12 protein-coding genes and 1 tRNA gene are annotated in these 16195 nt (G+C 65.9%); 1 reads left to right on the top strand and 12 read right to left on the bottom strand.

Going from position 1 to position 16195, the window contains the following annotated elements:
* Positions 1 to 210: 210 nt before the first annotated feature.
* Positions 211 to 828 carry an ANTAR domain-containing response regulator gene (locus ACIOJF_RS03275; RefSeq protein ID WP_105656703.1) on the bottom strand — a complete coding sequence of 206 codons (618 nt, stop codon included), beginning with the start codon at positions 826 to 828 and terminating at the stop codon, positions 211 to 213.
* Positions 829 to 1017: 189 nt separating this feature from the next.
* Between ACIOJF_RS03275 and ACIOJF_RS03270 the strand changes: the two genes are divergently transcribed.
* A tRNA-Leu gene (locus ACIOJF_RS03270) sits at positions 1018 to 1102 on the top strand.
* Between the two features lie 182 nt (positions 1103 to 1284).
* Here ACIOJF_RS03270 and pyk read toward each other — a convergent pair.
* The 11 genes from pyk to ACIOJF_RS03215 all read right to left on the bottom strand — a co-directional run bounded on the left by pyk (position 1285) and on the right by ACIOJF_RS03215 (position 16157).
* Complete coding sequence (gene pyk / locus ACIOJF_RS03265) at positions 1285 to 2796, bottom strand: pyruvate kinase (RefSeq protein WP_133834232.1); 1512 nt, start codon at positions 2794 to 2796, stop codon at positions 1285 to 1287.
* A gap of 86 nt (positions 2797 to 2882) precedes the next feature.
* Positions 2883 to 4352 carry a glutamate synthase subunit beta gene (locus ACIOJF_RS03260; protein ID WP_402741185.1) on the bottom strand — a complete coding sequence of 490 codons (1470 nt, stop codon included), beginning with the start codon at positions 4350 to 4352 and terminating at the stop codon, positions 2883 to 2885.
* Complete coding sequence (gene gltB, locus ACIOJF_RS03255) at positions 4345 to 8964, bottom strand: glutamate synthase large subunit (RefSeq protein ID WP_402741184.1); 4620 nt, start codon at positions 8962 to 8964, stop codon at positions 4345 to 4347. The genes ACIOJF_RS03260 and gltB overlap by 8 nt, the downstream gene beginning before the upstream one ends.
* A 305-nt stretch (positions 8965 to 9269) precedes the next feature.
* Positions 9270 to 9434, bottom strand: coding sequence for a hypothetical protein (locus ACIOJF_RS03250; protein ID WP_181149008.1), 165 nt, complete (start codon positions 9432 to 9434; stop codon positions 9270 to 9272).
* Positions 9435 to 9526: 92 nt separating this feature from the next.
* The gene (gene lgt, locus ACIOJF_RS03245) at positions 9527 to 10543 is read right to left on the bottom strand and encodes a prolipoprotein diacylglyceryl transferase (RefSeq protein WP_286134569.1); all 1017 of its coding nucleotides are present in this window, start codon (positions 10541 to 10543) and stop codon (positions 9527 to 9529) included.
* Positions 10543 to 11325 (bottom strand): tryptophan synthase subunit alpha, encoded by a 783-nt coding sequence (trpA, locus tag ACIOJF_RS03240; protein ID WP_105656706.1) that lies wholly within the window; start codon positions 11323 to 11325, stop codon positions 10543 to 10545. The genes lgt and trpA overlap by 1 nt, the downstream gene beginning before the upstream one ends.
* The gene (gene trpB, locus ACIOJF_RS03235) at positions 11326 to 12657 is read right to left on the bottom strand and encodes a tryptophan synthase subunit beta (RefSeq protein WP_105656707.1); all 1332 of its coding nucleotides are present in this window, start codon (positions 12655 to 12657) and stop codon (positions 11326 to 11328) included. It abuts the gene before it with no gap.
* Positions 12658 to 12767: 110 nt separating this feature from the next.
* Positions 12768 to 13592 carry an indole-3-glycerol phosphate synthase TrpC gene (gene trpC / locus ACIOJF_RS03230; protein ID WP_105661458.1) on the bottom strand — a complete coding sequence of 275 codons (825 nt, stop codon included), beginning with the start codon at positions 13590 to 13592 and terminating at the stop codon, positions 12768 to 12770.
* 1 nt (position 13593) lies between these two features.
* Entirely contained in the window at positions 13594 to 13842 is a 249-nt protein-coding gene (locus tag ACIOJF_RS03225; RefSeq protein WP_105656709.1) for an HGxxPAAW family protein, read from the bottom strand.
* Between the two features lie 156 nt (positions 13843 to 13998).
* Complete coding sequence (locus ACIOJF_RS03220; RefSeq protein WP_105656710.1) at positions 13999 to 14589, bottom strand: Trp biosynthesis-associated membrane protein; 591 nt, start codon at positions 14587 to 14589, stop codon at positions 13999 to 14001.
* A complete protein-coding gene (locus ACIOJF_RS03215; protein ID WP_402741183.1) occupies positions 14586 to 16157 on the bottom strand; it encodes an anthranilate synthase component I in 1572 nt (523 codons plus the stop codon). The genes ACIOJF_RS03220 and ACIOJF_RS03215 overlap by 4 nt, the downstream gene beginning before the upstream one ends.
* Positions 16158 to 16195 lie beyond the last annotated feature (38 nt).

Genomic DNA, 16195 nt, shown 5'->3' with positions numbered 1-16195 from the left:
CAGGACTTCGTTCTAAGCGCAATTTCCATCTTAGGCGTACGGCGCAGTACGTCAATCCGGAACTTCAACCCCATCCGGGGAAAACTCGGATGAACAACTGGTTACCAGAGGGTTAACTAGCCTCCAAGCGCGGTATCGGCGCATCGCAGGCATAAAAAATGTGCGCCAAACCATAAGTGGCTTGGCGCACAATCCAGTGCTTGGCGGTCCCTACTTGACCTGGTCGACGACCGTCTCGGCAACCTGGCGCATGCTCAGGCGGCGATCCATGGAGGTCTTCTGGATCCAGCGGAACGCTTCCGGCTCGGTCAAGCCCATCTTGGTGATGAGCAGCGACTTGGCGCGATCAACCAGCTTGCGGGTTTCGAACTGCTCGGCCAGGTTGCTGACTTCTTCCTCCAGCGCGCGCAGCTCGTCATTGCGGGAAATCGCGATTTCGATGGCCGGAGTGAGGTCTGCCGGGGTGAACGGCTTGACCACGTAGGCCATGGCACCGGCTTCGCGGGCACGCTCCACCAGTTCCTTCTGGCTGAAGGCGGTCAGCAAGACGACCGGGGCGATGCGTTCCTTGACGATGGCTTCGGCGGCGGTGATGCCATCCATGACCGGCATCTTCACGTCCATGAGCACCAGATCGGGCTTCAATTCGCGCGCCTTCTCCAGGGCGGTCTGGCCATTGTCGGCTTCGGCGACGACGTCGTACCCTTCGGAACGGAGAATTTCGACGATATCCAAGCGGATCAGGGTTTCATCCTCGGCAACGACCACTCGACGCGGAGTGGATTGCACCTCGGATGGGATGCGGGTGATTTCAGGTAGTTCGCTCATTGGCGCCTTCCTCCATGGTCAGAAATCCTGCCCGCTGAATGGGCAGTATCTAGATGGTTTCAGTTCAGCGAAGCCACGTTGCCTCGGTTTCACATCTAAGCCTACTGGCATGTACTCTTGTTGAGGCGAAGACGCGAGGTTCCTGATTAGGAAATCTGGAAAACCTCTAGTAAAGTAGTCAAAGTGCCAGCCCAAGTGGCGGAATCGGTAGACGCGCCGCACTCAAAATGCGGTATCGAAAGATGTGTGGGTTCGAGTCCCACCTTGGGCACCAGCATGAAGGCCGTTGGATCGGAAATTGTCCGGTTCAACGGCCTTTTTTTGCGCGCGCAACCACAGGGCACGTGCTCGAGTTCACAATCGCGCTTTGCGGGCGCCAAGGCAAAAAATCCGCCCTGCTCCAGAATTCTGGAGCAGGGCGGATTTTCTTGCCTCAGCTAGTGCGCGAAAGAGCGTCTACAGGTTTTTCGGCGTGGAGACGTTTTCCGGTGCCCACGGACCGACCTTCTCGCGAGCAGGCATCGGCTTGCCATTGACCAGCTGGCCGGCATCGGCGAGGTCGCCGACCTTGTGCACGCGCAGCGAGTTGGTGGACCCTGCCTGTCCCGGAGGGGACCCGGCGGCGATGCACACGATATCGTTGAGCTCCGCCAGGCCTTCGGAGAGCAGCGCCTCGTCCACCTGGGCGGTCATCTTGTCAGTGTGGTCGGCGTAGGCCACCAGGCGTGCCTGCACACCCCACATCAGGGTCATGATGTTGTAGGTCTGCTGCAGCGGGGTGAAAGCCAGGACCGGCTTCTTCGGGCGCAGGCGCGAGAGGCGCCGTGCCGAGTCGCCGGACTGGGTGAAGGCGACGATGTACTTCGCGTCGAGCTGATCGGCGATCTCCACCGCGGCACGGGTGATCGCGCCGCCGCGGGTCTTCGGCTGGGAGCCCAAGCGGGGAATGCGATCCAGGCCGTGCTGCTCGGTCGAGGAGATGATGCGCGACATGGTCTCCACAGTTTCCACCGGGTACGCGCCCACGGAGGTCTCCCCCGAGAGCATGACCGCGTCGGCGCCGTCGAGCACCGCATTGGCGCAGTCCGAAGCCTCGGCGCGGGTCGGGGTCGGCGATTCGATCATCGATTCGAGCACCTGGGTGGCGACGATGACCGGCTTGGCCCAGCGGCGTGCCAGCTCCACGGCACGCTTCTGCACGACCGGAACTTCTTCCAGCGGCAGCTCCACGCCCAAGTCCCCGCGGGCGACCATGATGGCGTCGAAGGCATTGATGATTTCTTCCAGCGCGGCCACGGCCTGCGGCTTCTCGATCTTGGCGATCACCGGCACGCGTCGGCCTTCTTCGTCCATGATCTCGTGCACGCGCTCGATGTCCTCGGCGTTGCGCACGAAGGACAGTGCGACCATGTCGATGCCGGCACGCAGTGCCCAGCGCAGGTCGTCCTCGTCCTTTTCGCTCAATGCGGGAACGTTCACCGCGACGCCTGGCAGGTTGATGCCCTTGTTATTGGACACCTCGCCTCCGACGACGACCTCGGAACGCACCGAGGTCTGGTCAACTGCCAGCGCCTTGAGCTTGACCTTGCCATCGTTGATCAGCAGGAAATCGCCCGGCTGGACATCGGTGGGAAGGCCCTTGAAGGTGGTGGAGCACAGGTTGCGGGTACCTTCGATGTCCTCGATGGTGATGGTGAATTCCTCACCAGCCTCGAGGATGTACTTGGCGTTGTCCTTGAAGCGGCCAAGGCGGATCTTCGGACCCTGCAGGTCGGCGAAGATGCCAACCGCGCGGCCGATCTCCGCGGCCGCATTGCGCACATTCGCCAGGGATTGTGCGTGCATGGAGTGGTCTCCATGGCTCATGTTCAGGCGGGCTACGTCTACGCCCGCCTTCAGTACCGCTACAGTATTTTCATAACTTGCCAGGGCCGGGCCCCAGGTTGCCACAATCTTTGCGCGTCTCATTCCGTCAGCCAAATGCCTTTCATGTTCACATAGGCAAAATGCGGCCCACCCGGCATCCGGGTGCGCCGCATTCAAGCCTATGTCACTCAAATGATGCTGATGGCCCTATCGGTTGGAGCAACCGGTGCAGGAAGGGTAGTCGAACCCATGAGGAACTTGTCGACCGCGGCCGCGCAAGCGCGTCCTTCGGCGATAGCCCACACGATCAGCGACTGTCCCCGACCGGCGTCTCCGGCGACGAATACCGATTCGGTGTTCGTCATGTAGTAGCCATCTCGGGCGACGTTGCCCCGGTTGTCGAATTCGATACTGACCTGTTCGTCCAATCCGGAAACTTCCGGACCGGTGAACCCGAGGGCAAGCAGAACCAGATCCGCTTTGATTACGCGTTCGGTTCCAGGCTTCGGGAGGCGCTTGCCAGCAACAAATTCTGTCTCTGCAACTGTAACACCGATCACCTTGTTTTGCTCAGTTCCCTCGCCGGAGATGAAGTTCACGGTCGAAGCCAGGTAGGTCCGCTCGCCGCCTTCCTCATGGGAGGTCTGCACCTCGAAAAGCACCGGCATCATCGGCCACGGCTGGTCTTCGCGGCGCTCGGTGCCCGGCTGCTGGCCGATGGCCAGCGTCGTGACGCTCGCCGCGCCCTGGCGCAGGGCGGTGCCGATGCAGTCCGAGCCGGTGTCTCCGCCGCCCAGCACGATCACGTGCTTGCCCGCCGCATCGATGCGCGGGGCATCGAGCTGGCCGGCGACCACGCGGTTGCTCTCGGTGAGGAACTCCATGGCATGGTGCACGCCGTCGAGCTTGTTGCCCGGCACCGGCAGCTCGCGCGGCACCGTGGCACCGGTGGCCACGATGACCGCGTCGTAGTCTCGGCGCAGCTGCTTCCAGGAGATGTCCTTGCCGATCTCGATGCCGGTGCGGAAGATCGTTCCTTCGGCTTCCATCTGGGCCAGGCGCAGGTCGATGACCTGCTTCTCCAGCTTGAAGTCCGGGATGCCGAAGCGCAGCAGGCCGCCGATGGCTTCGTCGCGCTCGTAGACGGCCACGGTGTGCCCGGCACGGGTCAGCTGCTGGGCGGCGGCCAATCCGGCCGGCCCCGAACCGACGATCGCCACGCGGTGCTCGGTGTGGCGGGCAGGCGGCTGCGGCACGAAGTCGCCGGCGTCCATCAGGTGGCCAGCCAGTTCGGCTTCGACCTGCTTGATGGTCACCGCGGGCTGGTTGATGCCCAGCACGCAGGAGGACTCGCACGGAGCCGGGCACAGCTTGCCGGTGAGCTCCGGGAAATTGTTGGTGCTCAGCAGCCGGGCGGCCGCATCATCCATCCGGCCCCTGTAGGCCAGGTCGTTGAACTCCGGGATCAGGTTGCCCAGCGGGCATCCCGAATGGCAGAACGGGACGCCGCAGTCCATGCAACGGCCGGCCTGCTCCTCCAGGATGCCGGACTTCTGGCGCTCGACGACCTCCTTGTAGTCCATCAGGCGCACCGGCACCGGGCGCTTGGGCTGGGTGACGCGTTCGGTCACCTTCAGGAATCCACGTGGATCAGCCACGGGTCACCTCCAAAATCTTGTTCCATACCTGCGGCGAATCCGGGTTCTGCCCGTTGGCTACTGCGTCGCTGCGCAGCTGCTGCACGGCGGCGAAGTCGCGCGGGGTGATGCTGGTCAGCCGGCTGCGGGTTCGTTCCCAGTCCAGCAGCAGGCGGGAGGCCAGCGGGGATGCGGTCAATGCGATGTGCTCGGTGAGCAGCTCGTGGATGCGTTCGGCTTCGGCATCGGTAATCGGCGCTACCAGCAGGTCCGACTGCCCGGCAGCCAGCGGGTTCAGCTTGGCTGCATCGAAGTCCAGCACCCAGGCCACGCCGCCAGAGAACCCGGCGCCGAAGTTGCGGCCGGTGGCTCCCAGGATCAGCACCTGTCCCCCGGTCATGTACTCGCAGCCGTGCTCGCCGATGCCTTCGGTGACAATCGTGGCCCCGGAGTTGCGCACCGCGAAGCGTTCGCCGACCATGCCGTTGATGAACAGCTCCCCGCTGGTGGCGCCGTAGCCGACCACGTTGCCGGCGATGACCTGCTCCTCGGGTTTGGACACGGTGGTGTGCGGCGGGTGGATCGCGATCCGGCCGCCGGACAATCCCTTGCCGACGTAGTCATTCGCGTCGCCCGAGAGCTTGAGCGTAATGCCCTCGGGAAGGAAGGCGCCCAGCGACTGGCCGGCGCGGCCCGAGAGGTTCACCTTGATGGTGTCCCGCTCCAGGGTCTGCAGCCCGAAGGTCTTGGTCACATGGTGGCCCAGCAGCGTGCCGGTGGAGCGGTCGGTATTCACGATCGCCGCGTCGATGCTGACCGGCAGGCGGTCAGCCAGCGCCGGTCCGGCCGCGGCGAGCAGCTGCTGGTCCAGGTGCGTGTCCAGCCCGTGGTCCTGGCCGATGCGGCGGCGGCGCGCCGCCAGTTCGGTATCCGGCACGTGGGTAATCGCATCCAGGGCCAGCCCGGAGACCTTGTCGTGCGCGGCGAACTGGGCGGGATCGGCCTGGAGCAGTTCGACCTTGCCGATCACCTCGTCCAGGGTGCGCGCCCCCAGCGAGGCGAGCAGCTCGCGCACCTCCTGGGCGATGAACTCGAAGAAGTTCACCACGAACTCGGCCTTGCCGGTGAAGCGTTCGCGCAGCGCAGGATTCTGCGTGGCCACGCCCACCGGGCAGGTGTCCAGGTGGCACACGCGCATCATGATGCAGCCCGAGACCACCAGCGGGGCGGTGGCGAAGCCGAATTCCTCGGCACCCAGCAGGGCGCCGATCAGCACGTCGCGCCCGGTTTTCAGCTGGCCATCGACCTGCACGGTGACGCGGTCGCGCAACCCGTTGAGGATCAGCGTCTGCTGCGCTTCGGCCAAGCCGATTTCCCACGGGGTGCCGGCATGCTTCAGCGAATTCATCGGCGAGGCGCCGGTGCCGCCATCGTGCCCGGAAATCAGCACGACGTCGGCCTTGGCCTTGGCCACGCCGGCCGCGACGGTGCCGATGCCGGACTCGGAGACCAGCTTCACGTGCACGCGGGCGGAAGGGTTGGCGCACTTCGCGTCGTGGATCAGCTGGGCCAGGTCCTCGATCGAGTAGATGTCGTGGTGCGGCGGCGGGGAGATCAGCCCGACACCCGGGGTGGAGTGGCGAGTCTTGGCGATCCAGGGGTAGAGCTTGGCGCTCATCAGCTGGCCGCCTTCGCCGGGCTTGGCGCCCTGGGCCATCTTGATCTGGATGTCATCCGCGTTGGCCAGGTACAAGCTGGTCACCCCGAAGCGGCCCGAGGCGATCTGCTTGACCGCGCTGCGGCGCACCGGATCGAGCAGCCGCTCCGGATCCTCGCCGCCTTCGCCGGTGTTGGACTTCGCGCCCAGCTGGTTCATCGCGATGGCCAGGGTTTCGTGGGCCTCGGCCGAAATCGAGCCGTAGCTCATCGCGCCGGTGGCGAAGCGCTTCACGATGGAGCTGACCGGCTCCACCTCGTCGATGGCGATCGGGGTGATCCCCTCGGTCTTGAACTTCAGCAGCCCGCGCAGGGTCTTGAGCTGTGCGGCCTGGTCGTCGACGGCCTTGGTGTACTCCTTGAACACGTCGTAGCGGCGGGTGCGGGTGGAGTGCTGCAGGCGGAAGACGGTTTCCGGGTTGAACAGGTGCGGCGGGCCTTCGCGGCGCCACTGGTACTCTCCCCCGGTTTCCAGTTCCAGCGGCTGGGCGCCGCCGTCGATCTCCGGGTAGGCGCGGGCATGGCGGGCGGCGGCCTCGGCGGCCACCACATCCAGCTCGATGCCCGAGAGCTTGGTGGCGGTGCCGGTGAAGTACTGGTCGACCACGCGCTGGGACAGGCCCACGGCCTCGAAGGTCTGCGCGCCGCAGTAGCTGGAGACCGTGGAGATGCCCATCTTGGACATGATCTTCAGCACTCCCTTGCCCAGCGCCTTGATCAGGTTGCTGCTGGCCTGGTGCCCGTCAACTCCGGGCAGCTCGCCGTTCTCGGCCATCTGCTCGACCGATTCCAGGGCGAGGTAGGGGTTGATGGCGCTGGCGCCGTAGCCGATGAGCAGGGCGATGTGGTGCACTTCGCGGGCGTCGCCGGACTCGATGATCAGCGAAACGCGGGTGCGGTTGGAGCTCTTGAGCAGGTGGTGGTGCACCGCGGAGGTCAGCAGCAGCGACGGGATCGGCGCCCAGGCCGCGGAGGAATCGCGGTCCGAGAGCACGATGTAGCGCACCCCGCGGTTCACCGCGGCGGAAACCTTCTCGCAGATTTCCTGCAGGCGGGCGCGCAGCTCGGATTCGCCGCCGGCCGGGCGGTACAGGCCGCGCACCTTCAGCGAGTACTTGGACCCGGATTCGTCGCGCAGGTGCACGATCTTGGCCAGCTGGTCGTTGGTCAGCACCGGGTAGTCCAGCGCGATCTGGGTTTGCGGGACACGGTCCAGGGACAGCAGGTTGCCGTCGGGGCCGATCGCGGTGCCCATCGAGGTGACCAGCTCTTCGCGGATTGCATCCAGCGGCGGGTTGGTGACCTGGGCGAAGGACTGGGTGAAGTAGTCGAACAGCAGGCGCGCCCGGTCAGCCAGGGCGGCAATCGGGGTGTCGGTGCCCATGGCGGCCAGCGGTTCGGCACCGGTGGCGGCCATGGGAGCGAGCAGCACGCGCAGCTCCTCGGTGGTGTAGCCGAAGGTCAGCTGGCGCAGGGCCACGGAGGCGGAGTTGTGGCGCACGTGCTCCAGGTCCGGGAAGTCGGCCAGCGTCTTCAGGTTCTGCGAAACCCATTCGCGCCATGGCTTGGCGGTGGCCACTTCGGCCTTGATCTCGGCGTCCTCGACAATACGCTGGGCGTCCAGGTCCACGGCGAACATCTTGCCCGGGGCGACACGGCCCTTCTTCACGATGTGCTCTTCGTCGACGTCGATCACGCCGACCTCGCTGGCCAGGACCACCAGGCCGTCGTCGGTGACCCACCAGCGGGCTGGGCGCAGGCCATTGCGGTCCAGCACCGCGCCGGCCATCGCGCCATCGGTGAAGCAGACGGCGGCGGGGCCATCCCACGGCTCGATGAGCATGGACTGGTACTGGTAGAAGGCGCGCAGGTCCGCGTCCATCTGATCGTCGTTTTCCCACGGCTGCGGGATCATCATCATGATGGTCTCGGTCACGTTGCGGCCCGAGAGCATGAGCATTTCGGCGACCTCGTCGAAGGAGGCCGAGTCCGAGGCGCCGGCGGTGCAGATCGGGAACAGTTCTTCGGGCACCTCGCCGAGCAGCTCGGATTCCAGGGTCGACTGGCGGGCGCGCATCCAGTTGCGGTTGCCCTTGACGGTGTTGATCTCGCCGTTGTGCGCGATGGTGCGGAAAGGCTGGGCCAGCGGCCACGACGGGAAGGTGTTGGTGGAGAAGCGCGAGTGCACGATCGCGCAGCGGCTGGTGAAGCGGGCGTCGGACAGGTCCGGGTAGAACGGCTCGAGCTGCGCGGTGGAGACCATGCCCTTGTAGACGATGGACTGCGAGGAGAACGAGGCGAAGTACACGCCCATCTTGTTGTGCGCGCGGCGGCGGATGCGCCAGGCGGCGGCGTCCAGCTCGCGGCGGGTGGCGGCCGGGGCGCCAGCGTGGGAGCCGATGAAGATCTGGGCGATGTACGGCATCACCTTGCGGGCCGAGGCGCCGAGCACGTCGGAATCAACCGGTACCTCGCGCCAGCCGAGCACCGCCAGGTTCTCCTCGGCGGCCATGGTTTCCAGTTCTTCCTGGGCGAAGGCACGTTCGCCGGCGTCGGCCGGGAGGAAGCCCATGCCCACGGCGTAGGAGCCGGCGGCGGGAAGATCGAATGCGGTGACGCTGCGCAGGAAGGCGTCGGGCAGATGCAGCAGGATGCCGGCGCCGTCGCCGGTGCCTTCATCGGCCCCGATGGCGCCGCGGTGCTCAAGCCGGCGCAGGGCGGTCAGCGCGTGGGCGACGATCTCGTGGCTGGCATCGTTCTTCAGGGACGCGATCATCGCCAGGCCGCAGGCATCCTTTTCGGCCGCTGGGTCATACAGACCCTGCGCGCCAGGCAGCGCGGAAAAACGGGTGTAGGGCGAGGGGACCTCCTCGCCAAAACCTGGCGAGGCGTTCATCTGGACTCCGGTCATGCTCATGAGCGTGCCTTTCTTTGGTTCATGCAGGATAGGCGCGCGGCAGCCCCCGGTAAAGGGCTTATTCTTGGCAAGGGCTTCCGGCCGCCTGGATGTTTCATCTAGCTGAAACTTTTCGACAGTGCTAAGCGGGGTCTGCTTGCGCATCGAGGTTTCGGGGACGAACATTTCCCACCTCGTTGTGGTGCTGCACCAGCTGGCCTTTCCAGGGGTCGATCGACCAGCGTGGCGCGTGGATCACACGTTACGCAGGTTTTGTTTCTCGCATGCGCGTGCTTGTGTTTCAGGAATGTTAAAAACTTCTGCCGCTACCGGCGCGGAAAAAGCAGTTTTTTGCGGGCGGGGATCGCGAAAACCGGTTTTGCCAGCCGGTTTTGATAGCCGCCCAATGTTTCGGGCATGTTGCGCCCGAGGGACGGAAAACTGCCCAGATTTTCCGGACATTTCGCCATATTGGGGCCAGAGCGCGTCATGAAAGCGGATCCGGGCAGCTGCTGGCGCGGCTTAAACCACCGGTGGCCGGCAAGCGTGGATGCTTGCCGGCCACCGGAATGGTGCTATGGAATTATTGCTGCCGCTCTGTGGCGTCGTTGCCCGGATCGGGGCTGGTGCCCGGATCGGAGCTGGACTCCGCCGGTGAGTGCGCGGCGGGCTTGGCGCGATCTGCTTCGACCGGCTGCGCCGGGGCCCTGCCTGGCAGGTAGAACGGATCGACCTGCTGCTTGCGCAGCTTGCCCAGGACCACGATCAGCGCGAGGATGCCGGCGATGGCGATGCCGATCGCCAGCCACTGGTGCACGCGCAGGGCCAACGGCCCGATGGCGATGATTTCGGCCGGGTCCAGGCGCAGCGATTCGGTGAAGGTGCGGCCGATGCCGTACCAGATCATGTAGCAGCAGAACAGTGCGCCGCGGCGCAGCTTGAACTTCCGGTCCAGCGCGATCAGCACGAAGGCGCCCAGCACATTCCACAGCGACTCGTACAGGAAGGTCGGGTGGAAGAGCGTGTCCGCGGGCAGCCCGGCCGGGAAGTTGTAGCTGTCCGCATCGATCTCCAGGCCCCACGGCAAGTCGGTCGGCGCGCCGAACAGCTCCTGGTTGAACCAGTTGCCCCAGCGCCCGGCCGCCTGCGCCAGCAGCAGGCCGGGCACGGCCGCGTCGACGAAGGCCGAGAGCCGGATGCCGGCTTTCCGGCAACCGATCCACGCTCCGAGTGCACCGAGCGACACCGCGCCCATGATGCCCAGCCCGCCAAGCCAGATCTGCGGGATCTCGGCCAGGTGGGCGGTTTGCCCGCCGAGTCCGAAGTAGTACATCGGGTCGGTGATCAGCACATGGTAGAGGCGTCCGCCGATGATGCCGAAGGGGATCGTCCAGATGGCGATGTCCCAGAGCATGTCGGAGTTGCCGCCGCGGGCACCGAGGCGCTTGTTGGTCAGCCACAGCGCGATCAGGATGCCCGCGAGGATGCACAGCGCGTAGGCGTGGATGGTCAGCGGGCCGATCGAGATCCTGGCGAATTCCGGCGGCGGCGAAGGGATGGAGGCGGGCAAGGCAAGCGCCAGCTGCGCGGCAAAAGCCATCAGGCCCGTCCGCTCAGTTCGGCGGCCAGGGCGCCCACGGCCGGCACTCCCCCGTCACGCAGGGCGGCGACCAGCGCGGTGCCGACGATCACGCCGTCGGCGTAGGCGCCGATTTCTTCCACGTGCTCGCGGCGCGAGACGCCCAGGCCCACGCAGGCATTCTCGGCGCCGGCGTTGTGGGCGGCGGCGACCACTGCCTGCGCGGCGGAGGAAACCTCGGTACGGGCGCCGGTGACGCCCATCAGCGACACGCAGTAGACGAAGCCGGAGGACGCATCCACGGTGCGCTGCACCCTCGCTTCGGTGGACGAAGGGGCAATGAGGAACACGCGCTCCAGGCCGTGCTTCTCGCTGGCCTGGATCCATTCGGCGGCCTCGTCGGGCACCAGATCCGGGGTGATCAGGCCGGCGCCGCCGGCTTCGGCGAAGCGCCGGGAGAACTCGTCCACGCCCAGGCGCAGCACCGGGTTCCAGTAGGTCATGACCATTACTGCCACGTCGGTGCGTTCGGTGATTCCGCGCACGATGTCGAAGATCTGCGGGACCTTGAAGCCGTTGGCCAGCGCCTGCACGGTCGCTTCCTGGATCACCGAACCGTCCATCACCGGGTCGGAGTACGGGATGCCGATCTCGATGACATCCACGCCGTTCTCGGCCAGCGCCACGGCGGCCTCGATGCTGGTGGCGACGTCGGGGAAGCCGGCAGGCAGGTAGCCGATGAGGGCCGGGCGGCCCTCGGCGCGGGCTGCGGCGATCTTCTGGGCGCTGGTCACGCGGGTCATCTACTTCTCCTCGGATTTCTGCGAGCCGGAGTTCTGCGCAGTGGCCGCGTTGATTTCGGCCTCGGCGTCTTTTTCGTCGATCATGTTGAACCAGGCGGCAGCGGTGCCCACGTCCTTGTCCCCGCGGCCCGAGAGGTTCGCGATGATGATGGTCTCTTCGGGGACCGCGCCTTCGGCGATCTTGCGCGCCGCCAGGCGGATGGTGCCGGCCAGGGCGTGCGCGGACTCGATCGCCGGCAGGATGCCCTCGGTGCGGCACAGCGCCTTGAACGCGTCCATCGCCTCGGTGTCGGTGACCGGCTCGTACTTCACGCGGCCGATGTCGGCCAGGTAGGCGTGCTCCGGGCCGACGCCCGGGTAGTCCAGGCCCGCGGAGATGGAGTGCGATTCGACGGTCTGCCCGTCCTCGTCCTGCATCAGGTAGGACTTCGCGCCGTGCAGCACGCCCGGGCGGCCCAGGGTGATGGTCGCGGCGTGGCGGTCGGTGTCCACGCCGTCGCCGCCGGCCTCGTAGCCGTAGATCTCCACCTCGGGATCGTCGAGGAAGCCGTGGAAGATGCCGATCGCGTTCGATCCGCCGCCGATGCAGGCGGTCACCGCGTCGGGCAGGCGGCCGGCCTGGGCCAGGATCTGCTCGCGGGCCTCGTCACCGATGACCTCGTGGAAGTAGCGGACCATGGCCGGGAACGGTGCGCCGCCGGCGGCGGTGCCCAGCAGGTAGTGGGTGTTATCCACGTTGGCCACCCAGTCGCGCAGCGCCTCGTTGATCGCGTCCTTCAGCGTCTGGGAGCCGACGGTGACCGGGATGACGGTGGCGCCGAGCAGGCGCATGCGCGCGACATTCAGCGCCTGCCGGCGGGTGTCTTCCGCGCCCATGTAGACCACGCATTCCAGGCCCATCAGGGCCGCGGCGGTGGCCGAGGCGACGCCGTGCTGGCCGGCACCGGTCTCGGCGATGATGCGGGTCTTGCCCATGCGCTTGGCCAGCAGCGCCTGGCCGAGCACGTTGTTGATCTTGTGGCTGCCGGTGTGGTTCAAGTCCTCGCGCTTGAGGAAGATCCGCACCCCGCCGCAGTACTGCTCGGAAAAGCGCTTGGCTTCGGTGAGCAGCGAGGGGCGCCCCGAGTAGTTCTTGTTCAGGTCCTTGACCTGGGCGATGAACTCGGGGTCGTTCTTGGCCGCTTCGAAGGTCTCGTTCAGCTCGTCCATGGCGGCCATGAGGGACTCGGGCATCCATCGCCCGCCGTAGGCACCAAAGTACGGGCCGCTTGCGTGCCTTAGCGACTGTGCATCGATCGACTGGCGGTGCTCGGAGTTTTCCGGAGTGCTCATCGATTCCCTCTTTCCTCGTACGGAGCTTGATTCGTGGTAAGTCTCGTGCCCCGCCGGAAACTCCTGCGGGGCACGAAAAGCAGTTCTGGGTCCTTCGCCGCCGTGCGCGGCTAGCGCTGCGGCTTGGCGCCGGTACCGGCCTTGATGAACGCGGCGACCGAAGCGCGCGGATCGGCATGCTTCACCAGCGCTTCGCCCACCAAGACCGCGTCGGCGCCGGCCGCACCGTATTGGACGACCTGTTCGGTGGATTCCACACCGGACTCGGCGACGATCACCGCCTGGGCCGGCAGCAGCGGAGCGAGCTTGCCGAAGGTGGCTGGATCGACGTCCAGCGTCTTCAGGTTGCGCACGTTCACGCCGATGATCCTCGCTCCGGCCTTGCTGGCGCGGGCGATTTCCTCCTCGGTGTGGGTCTCCACCAGGGCGTTCATTCCCAGCTGGTGAGTCAATTCTAGGAAAGATGCCAGCAATTCATCATTCAGCGCCGCAACAATGAGCAACACGAGGTCAGCGCCGTGGGCGCGGGCTTCGTAGATCTGGTACTCGTCGACCGTGAAATCCTTGCGCAGCACCGGAATCTGCACGGCAGCGCGTACCGCGTCGAGATCCTGGAGCGAACCGCCGAAACGGCGGGCTTCGGTGAGCACGGAAATCACCGAGGCGCCACCGGCCTCGTATTCAGCGGCCAGTACGGCAGGCTCCGGGATATCTGCCAGCGCGCCCTTGGACGGGGACTTGCGCTTGACCTCGGAGATGACACGCAGCGTGGTGTCGCGGGCGGCCTGGTCGGCATGGCCACCGAGCGCGGCGAAAGCATCGCGCGCAGGAGCTGCCGCTGCCGCGGCCTGCTTGATCGCTTCCAGGCTGGTGATTGCGCGACGGGCGCCCAGGTCTTCCCGGACGCCCGCGATGATCTCATCAAGAACAGTCAATTTAGTGCGATGCTCCGCTGCGAGCGCCGCCCACGCCGAAACCGGCTGCCTTCAGGATCCAGCCCAGGAGCAGGCCAACCACCATGATGCCGCAACCGACCCAGACGATGGACCAGGCGAAGTAGGCGAAGGCGATGCCGGCCACGATTGAACCGGCAATCATGGTCAGTACGCAGGCCCACGCTGCGATGGAGTTACCGTGGCCAATCTCTTCGGTGTATACCGGATCGAGCTCGGTGTTCTGCGACATGTTCGATGTCTCCTCATGTTGTGATGCTGCGTCCCGGCAGGGCGTTGCTGCCCGGGACGTTGGTCTTCAGGTTCCATTCTGCCACCTGCGCGCGGGAACCTCCTATTCCGGAAGCCTTCGTTTCGCGCCGGTGGTGCGAATCACGATCCGCCCGGGTTATTTCCGGCCAGCAGTCGGGTCTTCGCCGTCCGAGAGCTGCTCCCAGCTGGCGATGTTGCGCGAGGACTGGTCCTTGGGCTCCGCGCTGGACCTTGCCGCCTGCCGATCGTACTTGCTGGCCTTGGCGGGCCAGCGGCCGGCGAAGACGAACACCAGCACGGCCTGCAGCACCATCAGCGCTCCGGCGAACACCGCCACCGCTGGCCACGCGCTGAGCGTGTACTCGCCGACGTTCTGGGCCAATCCGGTAGCTTCGGCCACGGTGGTGGAGGCGACGGCCTGCGGATCGCGCAGCGCCCCGAGGCCGGCGGCAACCACGGTGGCACCGGCGAGCAGGCAGATCGCCGCAATGATGTAGCGGGCGATCTTCCCGGCGATCAGCAGCGCCAGCGAACCGGCCAGCACCACCACGGAGACCGCGGTGACCGAGGCGGCCGCGGTGGCGCCGTCGATGGCGATCTGCGGGATCTGCACGGAGCTGGAGGCCACATCGACGGTGATCCATGTGCGGGTGGCCGACCAGAGGCCGATCAGTGCGCCGGCCATGCCGAAGAGGGCGAGGGTGCGGGCGCTGGTCAATTTCTTCACTTCGTTTCACCTGATTCGGTGTTGATGTTGTGGGCCGCACGCATCGACTGCGCAGCCCAGACGGCGCGCAGCGGGGCGGCTGCCTTGTTCACGGTTTCCAGGGCTTCGTCGGCGAACTTCGAGTCATTGACGATGCCGCCGCCGGCTTGCACATAGGCGCGTTCCCCCTTGAGCAGGGCGGAGCGGATGGCGATGGCCATGTCCATGTCGCCGGCGAAGTCCAGGTAGCCGACCACGCCGCCGTAGATGCCGCGGCGGTACGGTTCGTACTCGTCCAGCAGCTGCAGGGCGCGGGGCTTCGGTGCGCCGGAGAGCGTGCCGGCCGGGAAGGTCGCGGCCAGCACGTCGTAGGCGTCCACGTCGTCGCGGGTCTTGCCCACCACATTGGAGACCAGGTGCATGATGTGGCTGAAGCGCTCGACCTCCATGAACTGGGTGACTTCCACGGTGCCGGCCTTGCAGACCCGCGAGAGGTCGTTGCGCGAAAGGTCAACCAGCATCAGGTGCTCGGCGCGCTCCTTCTCGTCGTTGAGCAGCGACTTCTCGTGCAACTGGTCGTCCTCGTAGTTCGCCCCGCGCGGGCGGGAACCGGCGATCGGGTGGGTGACCACGTGCGAATCGTTGACGGTGACCAGCGCTTCGGGCGAGGAGCCGACGATCTCGAACCGTTCGCCGTGCTCGTTGACGAAGTTGAACAGGTACATGTACGGGCTCGGGTTAGTCGCGCGCAGCACGCGGTAGACATCCAGCGCGTCGGCCTGCGTTTCCAGCTCGAAGCGGCGCGAGACGACGATCTGGAAGACCTCTCCGTCCACGATCGCGGTCTTGGACTTGGCCAGCGCCTTGAGGTACTCGTTCTCATCCCAGGAGTGGGTGACAGCTTCCATCAGGGTTTCGCGCGGCACATCGGTACCGGTGAGCACCGCCGCGGCCGAATCCACCGGCACCGCGAGCTGGTCGAGCATCGCCTGCAGGCGGGTGACGGCACGGTCGTAGGCGTCGTCGACATTCTCGTCGCTGCCATCGAAATTGATCGCGTTGGCGATCAGCGTGACGGTGCCTTCGGCCGCATCATGGGCAGCCATGTCTGCTACCAGGTTCATGCTCAGCTCAGGCAGGTTCAGATCATCGGCCGGCGGGTTGGGCAGCTTCTCCCAGTGGCGCACGCATTCCCAGCCGATGAAGCCGACCATGCCGCCGGTCAAGGGAGGCATGCCGGGAACGGGTTCGGTCTTCAGCGCGCGCACGGTGTCGCGCAAGACATCCACGCCCGCACCGCCGGTAGGCAGGCCAGCTGGCGCATGGCCCTGCCAGTAGGCTTCTGAACCACGGGTGCTCAGCGTTGCCGGGGAGTTCACTCCAATGAAGGAATAGCGGCTCCAGACACCGCCCGGGGCAGCCGATTCCATCAGGAAAGTGCCCGGGCGGCCCTGCGCCAGGGTGCGGTAGAGGCCGATGGGCGTGAGCGAGTCAGCCAGCACGGTTATAGTCACGGGGATGACACGACGGTTCGCGGCCATGGCGCGGAAGGACTCGCGGGACGGGGAAATCTTGCCAAGGGTTTTCATCTGTGTTCTTCTTCTACGTATTCTTCGAGCGCGTGCTG

The sequence above is a fragment of the Glutamicibacter sp. NPDC087831 genome (assembly GCF_044742845.1).
Lineage (GTDB): Bacteria > Actinomycetota > Actinomycetes > Actinomycetales > Micrococcaceae > Glutamicibacter.
Note: the sequence above shows the minus strand (reverse complement) of the source record. Positions and strands in the feature narration are given on the sequence as shown.

Excerpts from the sequence above, each read along its gene's own strand:
- ACIOJF_RS03275 (WP_105656703.1), bottom strand. The coding sequence starts at position 828 with ATGAGCGAACTACCTGAAATCACCCGCATCCCATCCGAGGTGCAATCC.
- pyk (WP_133834232.1), bottom strand. The coding sequence starts at position 2,796 with ATGAGACGCGCAAAGATTGTGGCAACCTGGGGCCCGGCCCTGGCAAGT.
- gltB (WP_402741184.1), bottom strand. The coding sequence starts at position 8,964 with ATGAGCATGACCGGAGTCCAGATGAACGCCTCGCCAGGTTTTGGCGAG.
- ACIOJF_RS03250 (WP_181149008.1), bottom strand. The coding sequence starts at position 9,434 with ATGACGCGCTCTGGCCCCAATATGGCGAAATGTCCGGAAAATCTGGGC.
- lgt (WP_286134569.1), bottom strand. The coding sequence starts at position 10,543 with ATGGCTTTTGCCGCGCAGCTGGCGCTTGCCTTGCCCGCCTCCATCCCT.
- trpA (WP_105656706.1), bottom strand. The coding sequence starts at position 11,325 with ATGACCCGCGTGACCAGCGCCCAGAAGATCGCCGCAGCCCGCGCCGAG.
- trpB (WP_105656707.1), bottom strand. The coding sequence starts at position 12,657 with ATGAGCACTCCGGAAAACTCCGAGCACCGCCAGTCGATCGATGCACAG.
- ACIOJF_RS03225 (WP_105656709.1), bottom strand. The coding sequence starts at position 13,842 with ATGTCGCAGAACACCGAGCTCGATCCGGTATACACCGAAGAGATTGGC.
- ACIOJF_RS03215 (WP_402741183.1), bottom strand. The coding sequence starts at position 16,157 with ATGAAAACCCTTGGCAAGATTTCCCCGTCCCGCGAGTCCTTCCGCGCC.